Here is an 8,048-nt window from a genome sequence, read left to right as displayed (position 1 = left end):
ATATTTTCATAGCTTTTCGTAATAAAAATATTTATTATTTCGGTAAGCTACCACATTAATCAAGTTAACATGTATTATGTCTATACGTAAGCTAAATATTATACTTTTCTAAATCATTTTTAAAGGATTCAGTTATGCCTTTAAAGTCATATATATTTTCTATTAGTTTTTTAATTTCATTTGTATAATTTATTACGCTAGCACTTACTTCTTCTGATGATGCTGAATTTTCTTCTGCAATTGCAGCTAAAGATTCAATACCATCATAAATATTAGAGATTGAATCAGCTTCTGTATTTAACTTATTTATAGTTTCTATCATAGAACCAGCTACACTTTGTACAGACTGATTAGCTTCAAAGCTTATATCTCTAACTGTTTTTAAGCTGTCAGTCTCTTTTGCTAATATATCATATTGATTATCAATTTGACCTACTAGTAATTTTATTTCTTTTACAAATTGCTCTAAATTAGAGTTAATTTCTAAAACTGCATCTTTAGATTGTTCAGCTAATTTTCTAATTGACTCAGCTACAACAGCAAAACCTCGACCTTGTTCACCAGCTCTTGCTGCTTCAATAGACGCATTTAATGCTAATAAATTAGTTTGTTCAGATATTCCTGAAACAATTGAAACAATTTGCGTTATGCCTCTAGCTCTCTCTTCAAGGTGTGTTCCTTTAGCCTTAACGTCTTCAAATTTTTCTAGAGAAGTTAAAATGTTTTTGCTTGCATTATCTACATTTTCATAACTATTATTTATTTTATACATTGCCGCTTCAAGTTCTAGCTTATTTGAATTTTCATTTTTAACTATACTCCTTAGTGCCTGAATATTTCCATTAAGTGCTTGTACTGCGCTATCTGTATTTTGCGCTTGAGTAATAGCACCTTCTGCTACTTGTTCAACAACACCACTTATTTCATTAGATGTATGATTCATAGTATCGGATATCTTATTAATAGTATCTACAAAAGTACTCATTTCATCTGTAACACCTTTAAATCCTACAAAATCCGCTTGTATAACTTTCTTGTGCTCTTTAAGAAGTTTAAATATTTCCTCAAAAAAATCGTTTGTTGCAATACTACCATCAATATTATATTGATTATTAATAATTCTATTTATTTCTTCTTTTATTTGACTTAAAGGAGACATCATTAGAGAAGCTCCTATGAAAGACCCAAAGCCGGCTACAATGCTCCCAATAATACTCTTAATAATATTGTCCATGCCTAACATAGGTACTAGTACCACCGCTGACAATACAAATGTAAATAATCCTATTTTAGCTCCAAAATTCTTAATAAATCCTAATGAAAATAATCTATTAAAGAAATATTTCTTATTATAATATATATCTTTATCAAAAGTGAGTTTTAATTTTAATTCGGTATCAGTTCTTAAAACCTCTTTTATATCTACTTTCTCGTTAAAATGTTCGCATGACCCATTTAACATTCCAAGAAAATAGTCAAACATTCCTCTAGAAGAATTATAACTAAATATAGCTTCTCTATTTGAAATAGGTTCAATTAATACTAAAGGTGGCTTTGCTCCTGAAAATTTCTTTGTCATTACTATATGTACATCAAACATTGACTTTAAAAAAGAATAAACATTATCATGTTTGAAAAATGCAGGGTAGTCATGACTAAAAGTTTTTATGTTATCCTGCCCAATTAATCTCCATAACTCACCTACCCCCATGTTTTGTTTTTGAGCTATATATGATATTACTTTTTTAACCTCATCATCATTAACATTCTCAATAGGTGAAAATATTTTGTTGCTTCCCCAGCCAACATTATCCATTGCATCATTAACAACTGAATTTCCGAATAGTTTACTATTAGTTCTCATCCAAGTCGAAACAACTGTCCCCTTCATAAATTACTCCTCCTACTTTATTTTAATCAAGCTTACTCTGCTTATAAATTTATTCTCATTATTAATTATACATTAATACCAATTTGTTGTTAATAAGAGATTCACAAAAAATAATTAATATTATTAGAGAATATAAATCCTTTTATTAAGATAAATATACAGACTAAAACCATTTTATTGAGTTGATACAAAATAAGTTGTATGATAATTCTATTGAGTATTGATATTATAAATATCTAATTTCTATTACTCAAATTGATGATGATATACCTAAATATCGTCACTTAATGTAATCTTAATAAAACTTATTTTATTCTAAAGAGGTGATTTAGTATTGATATTTTCCAATCTCGTATTAAATAAAGAAGAACCTATTTACATTCAAATCGAAAGACATATTAAGTTAGGAATTAAAAATGGGGAATTAAAAAAAGATAGTAAACTTCCTTCAACTAGAGAAGTGAGTAAATTTTTGAATATAAGTAGAAACTCTGTTATTTCAGCTTATGAAGAACTTGAAAGCATTGGAATAATAACTACAAAAAGAGGCATAGGTACTTTCATCTCTATTGAAAGTGAAAATGAAAGTTATGAATATAATGTAGACTATTTAAGTATTATGAACAATTACGGAGATACCCTAAAAAAATTTGATATTATAAAAAATGAATTACCATATAAAAAAGGAATGATATCTTTTAAGTCTATCTCTCCAGAAAGTCATTTATTTAATCTCGATGATTTTAAAAGAGCTCTTTTGGACGCTTGGACTTATGAAGAGTCCAATTTACTTAATTACGGATATGCGAAAGGTTATAAGCCTTTAATAGATTATTTTTTTAATTATATGGAAGAAAAACGTGTAATCACTGTTAATAAAGACATCCTTATAACAAATGGTTTTACTGAAGCCTTCGATATAGTTATTAGTTCCTTAACTAAAAAAGGAGACATTATATTATGCGAAGAGCCAACTCATAATACTGCTCTAAAACTTATGAAAGCCTATGGTCTTAAGGTTGTCCAAGTGAAAATGGATAAGGAAGGACTTGATTTAGACTCCTTGGAGAATGCCTTAAGCAAATATAATCCAAGGTTTGGATATTTAATTCCTTCATATAATAATCCAACAGGGATTGTAACTAAAACTGAAAGAAGAAAAGAAATATACAAACTTTTTAGAAAATACTCTGTCCCAATAATAGAAGACGGTTTTAATGAAGAACTATTATATTCAAGTTCACCTATTGACCCTATTGCCTCACTATGTGGAAGTGGTAATGGAGTTATTTATATTGGAAGCCTTTCTAAAATATTATTCCCAGGGCTTCGAATTGGATGGATATTTGGAGATGAAAAACTTATAGATGTTTTAGAAAGCGTGAAGAGAGGAAAGAATATTCATTCTTCTTTTTTAGATCAAAGTGTATTTTACTATTATTTAAAAAGCGGTGCTTTTAATAGACATGTTAAAAATGTACGAAAGTATTATAGAGATAAATATAACCTTGTCTTAGAAATGATTGAAAAATATATTCCTTATGAATATATAACTGGTGAGGGTGGTCTTCATGTATTTGTAAAATTGAAGAATAACATAAATGCCCGCGAACTTCTAGATCTTTGTTATAAAGAAAATGTATTATTTATGCCTGGTGATATATTTTATGAAAATTTCGACTCAGAAATAGTTAATGATACTATAAGTGAATTTGCTAGCCACAATAAAATCGTCCAAAAAGGCAGTGACACTTTTAGAATTGGCTTTGGGAGAGTCAAAGATGATGACATTAAAAAAGGTATCAAAATAATTGGAAAAAATATTAAAATTTTAGAAAATAATAGCTGAAATTATATTTTTATTACCTGACCACACTAATGTGTGTGGTCGGGTAATTTTTACATTAATTAATTTTTTAATGCTTGAAGTGCAGCTATATTTAATAAACTCCATGGTTTATTAAAATGTGGCTGGAAGAAGAAATCTGTCATAGCAAGCTCTTCCACCGTCATTCTGTTTTGAATTACTACTGATAATGTATTCATAAATTGTGTTAAATCTAAATTTGAAATTATTTGACCACCTAATATTCTTTTGCTGTCTTTATCATACACTAATTTTAATAATGCTTCTTCAAAAGTAGGCATAAATTCAGGTCTATAATTATCAGTTACTGAAACTGAATCTATATTAAATGATGTAGTATTCCTTGCAACTTCTTCAGTTAATCCTGTAGATGCTATACATTTTTTATATATTTTAATTCCTGATGTACCTTGTGTTCCCATATATTTAAGTTTAGGCTCAACTATATTATGTGCAATTAATGTCCCCATTCTAACCGCATTAGTAGCTAGTGGTATATACCTTGTGTCATCGGCAGGATTATATTTTACAACACAGCAGTCTCCTGCCGCAAATACATCTTCTTTACTTGTTCTCATGTATTCATCAATCATAATCGCACCATTTTCCAAGGTCTCTAATTTTCCTTTTACAAGGGCAGTTGCTGGTGCAAATCCAATACAAAGTATAACCAAATCGGCTTCATATTCACTATTCTCAGTTACCACATGAGAAACTTTACCATCTTGTCCCTTAAATAACTTAACTTTTTCTCCTAATGCTAGATTAATTCCATGTTCCTTAAATTGTTCTTCCGCAATATCTGTGAATTCTTTGTCTAAATATTTTGACATTATTCTTTCTTCAGCATCAATTAAAGTTACATTCTTATCTTTCATTTTAAAGGCTTCAGCAAGTTCTACTCCAATATATCCTGCACCTATTACAACTACGTTTTTTGCATCGCCGCCTCTTGCCTCAATTTCTTTTGCATGATTATAATTTTTACATAATAGAATATTGTCTAAATCTCCGCCTTCAAACTTAGGAACTATTGGCCAAGAGCCCAATGTTAAAACAAGTTTGTCGTAATTATCTTCAAATACTTCGCTGCTTGCTAAGTTTTTCACTTTTATAGTTTTATTATCAAAATTTATATCTAAAACATCATGCTTCATTTTTGTCGTAACTCCTAAAGCACTTAAATGCTCTGGAGAATTATAGAATAATTTTTCCGTTTCAGTAACAACTCCACCAATACTTAGAGCTATTCCGCAAGATAAAAATGAAATATTATCATTTCTTTCATATACTATAACTTCACTTTCTGGGTATAATTCTCTTAAATTAACAATAGCAGCTGTTCCTGCATGGGTACATCCTATTACAATAACTTTCATATAATTCCTCCTTAAATTTTCTAATAATTATTTCTTAACAATAATTATTATCTACAAATAATTATACATCTTAAATTAAAAAAAAGAAATAATTTTCTCTTATTCTATAACAAAGTATTTTATTAATTAATAATCTTTTCTGCTACTTAAACTTTTATAATTATAATATAGTCTTCTGCACTTACTTATATAATATACTTTAATTCATCCCTCCTTAATAAGGATAAATAGTATAAAAAAGAGAAAAGTAAAAATAATTTCTTATTTATCACTTTCCTCTTTTTATTAGACAATAAATATTAATCAACAAGCTTATTAATACTTACCAAATTCAACATCATTTAAATTTATTTTAAAACGGTTAGATGTTGCAGCTGCCTCTTTATACGAAATTCTATCATTCATATTATAGGTTTGTTTCACTCTATAATTTTTTAATAACTCATTCTTATTATTTCTAAGCTTAAAGCTAGAAACCATTTCCTTTAGTACTTCTGACTGACTTGAAAGTTCTTCACTTGCCGCTGCACTTTCCTCAGCTGTTGCAGAATTCGTTTGAACAACCTGAGATACTTGTTCAATACCCACATTTATTTGTAGTATCCCACTTGCCTGCTCATCTGAGGATGCTGCTATTTCTGTAACAAGTATTGCTGCTTTTGATACTCCATCAACTATCTCATTTAAAGCTTGTGCAGTATTATTGGCAATTTCAGTTCCCTTTTCAGATTTCCTTATTGAACCTTCAATAAGAGCTGTAGTTTCCTTGGCCGCATTTGCACTTCTTGCCGCTAAATTCCTTACTTCTTCTGCTACTACTGCAAATCCCTTGCCATGCTGACCTGCCCTTGCAGCTTCTACAGCAGCATTAAGTGCAAGAATATTAGTTTGAAACGCTATTTCATCTATAACTTTTATTATTTTTGAAATATTAGCAGAGGATTCATTGATTTCTCCCATAGATTTAAGCATTTCATTCATATGCTTATTTCCTTGTTCCGCATTCTCCTTTACCTTTAGAGCAAGTTCCTTGGCTGAATTTGCATTAGCAGCATTTTCTTTAGTTTGTGCTGCCACTTGAGTTATAGAAGATGTCAATTCTTCAATAGCACTTGCCTGTTCTGTTGCTCCCTGCGATAATGCCTGACTTCCATCTGAAACTTGGCCAGCACCAGTAAAGACTTGATCTGAAGCGGCATTTATTTCACTAAGTATAGCATTCAATGAATCGATTATTTTATTTAATGAAATAGATATATTTTTAAAATCTCCTTTAAATTCTCTTACTGTATCAATCATAAGATTTCCTTCGGATATTTGTCCTAATATTTCTGAAATTTCGTTTACTACATGTTTTAAAATCTCTTCAGTAGTATTAACAGACTTAGCCAATATTCCAAATTCGCCTTTATAATGCTCACTTACAGGAATCCCTAAATTTCCTTTAGAAATTTCCCCCATAACATTTACAACTTCTTTAATTGGATTAACCATTGCTCCTATTAATTGATTTACCCCTCTAACTACATGCCTAAAATCCCCATTATGTTTTGTCTCATCTGCCCTTATATCTAAATTTCCTTCTATAGCAGCATTTGCAAGCATATTAGCATCTGATACTAGACTTCTTATATTTTCTACCATTTTGTTTAAGGACGGTGATATTTCATCATTTTCATCTTTCATAGGTATATCCACATTTACATTACCTTCAGCGATTTTATTCATTGCACCAATTATATCGTTCTGTAAACTATCTGCAAAAGAATCCATAACTTTAGCCATTTGACCCACTTCATCATTTGTTTTAATATTTGCTCTTTCCCCAAGGTGTCCCTTATTCATTTCTTCAATCATATGTAATACTCTTTTTATAGGTTTAGTAATTAAACTAGAAATATATAATCCAATTAATATAGATGCAATAATAACTAATGAGCATACTACACCCATTACTAATATAGTTCTAATAACATTTTTATTATTTTCATCACTTTTTTCTTTGGCTTCATTTACCTTCATATTAATTATGTTATCTATAAGATTTTGTTCAGCCTTTACAGCTTTCCCAAGTCCGCCATCTTCATTATTCATAGCAAGCGCTTCACTATCTTTATTAGCTTTAGCAAGTTCTAATGTTTTATCTAGTTCAGTTTTAAATACTTTTCTTGCCTCTAAAAAATCATTAAATTCCTTTCTCATATCACTTGATGTAATGGTTTTATCAAAAGAGTCTGCTAATTTAGTAATATTAGCCCTTCTCTCCTCGATTCTATCTGTAATAGCCGAAATTTCACTAGGTGATTCTGCAATAATTACATCACGTACATCCATTCTCAAGGTTTGATATATTGCTGCTATTTGCCCCATTTCTGAAATAGGAACTGTCATATCTTCATATAATTCATTATCCAAAGTTTTTGCTGCATTTAAGGAATAAATTCCATAAGCACCCATAAATCCAAAAATTAATGAAATTGCAACAAAACTTAATATTAATTTTCTGCTTATTTTTAGATTAATAAACCATTTCATACTTCTTTCCCCCTCATACCCATAATTCATTAAATTAGTAACAATTTTAATTTTTCCTACCATTAACTTACTTAGAAATCCATTTTATAATTATAACTACATTGAGTATTATTATGTTGTCTACAAAATACAATTAGCTATATTCAATTGCATTTTGGGACTTCTCCTTTCCTCTTTGATAATTCTCTGAATTTTCTGAATTAAAATCGCATACTTTAACCTCGTGAAAATAACTACTAGAGTATTTAAGAATAATCTAATAATGATTATATTTCTAATTAAAATTGTAATGCTTTATAGTATAAAATGTCAATCATTGTATTATTTTTTAACTTATTATGTAAATTTATGCAAATAAAAGACTGCTAAACAATTT

4 protein-coding genes are annotated in these 8,048 nt (G+C 29.1%); 1 reads left to right on the top strand and 3 read right to left on the bottom strand.

Annotation, left to right across the window (positions count from 1 at the left end):
• Positions 1-91 precede the first annotated feature (91 nt).
• Positions 92-1,891 carry a heme NO-binding domain-containing protein gene (locus tag COL3_RS14925; protein WP_008427395.1) on the bottom strand — a complete coding sequence of 600 codons (1,800 nt, stop codon included), beginning with the start codon at positions 1,889-1,891 and terminating at the stop codon, positions 92-94.
• Positions 1,892-2,225: 334 nt separating this feature from the next.
• Between COL3_RS14925 and COL3_RS14920 the strand changes: the two genes are divergently transcribed.
• Positions 2,226-3,740 carry a PLP-dependent aminotransferase family protein gene (locus COL3_RS14920; protein WP_008427393.1) on the top strand — a complete coding sequence of 505 codons (1,515 nt, stop codon included), beginning with the start codon at positions 2,226-2,228 and terminating at the stop codon, positions 3,738-3,740.
• A gap of 59 nt (positions 3,741-3,799) precedes the next feature.
• On the opposite strand, the gene COL3_RS14915 is transcribed toward COL3_RS14920, so the two are convergent.
• Both COL3_RS14915 and COL3_RS14910 read right to left on the bottom strand, forming a co-directional pair.
• Entirely contained in the window at positions 3,800-5,137 is a 1,338-nt protein-coding gene (locus COL3_RS14915; protein WP_008427391.1) for an FAD-dependent oxidoreductase, read from the bottom strand.
• A 315-nt stretch (positions 5,138-5,452) separates the two neighbouring features.
• A complete protein-coding gene (locus tag COL3_RS14910; RefSeq protein WP_035284128.1) occupies positions 5,453-7,672 on the bottom strand; it encodes a methyl-accepting chemotaxis protein in 2,220 nt (739 codons plus the stop codon).
• Positions 7,673-8,048: the final 376 nt, after the last annotated feature.

The organism is Clostridium sp. LS, assembly GCF_002760435.1.
Lineage (GTDB): Bacteria > Bacillota > Clostridia > Clostridiales > Clostridiaceae > Clostridium.
Note: the sequence above shows the minus strand (reverse complement) of the source record. Positions and strands in the feature narration are given on the sequence as shown.

Coding starts and splice junctions, on each gene's coding strand:
- COL3_RS14910 (WP_035284128.1), bottom strand. CDS start 7,672: ATGAAATGGTTTATTAATCTAAAAATAAGCAGAAAATTAATATTAAGT.
- COL3_RS14915 (WP_008427391.1), bottom strand. CDS start 5,137: ATGAAAGTTATTGTAATAGGATGTACCCATGCAGGAACAGCTGCTATT.
- COL3_RS14925 (WP_008427395.1), bottom strand. CDS start 1,891: ATGAAGGGGACAGTTGTTTCGACTTGGATGAGAACTAATAGTAAACTA.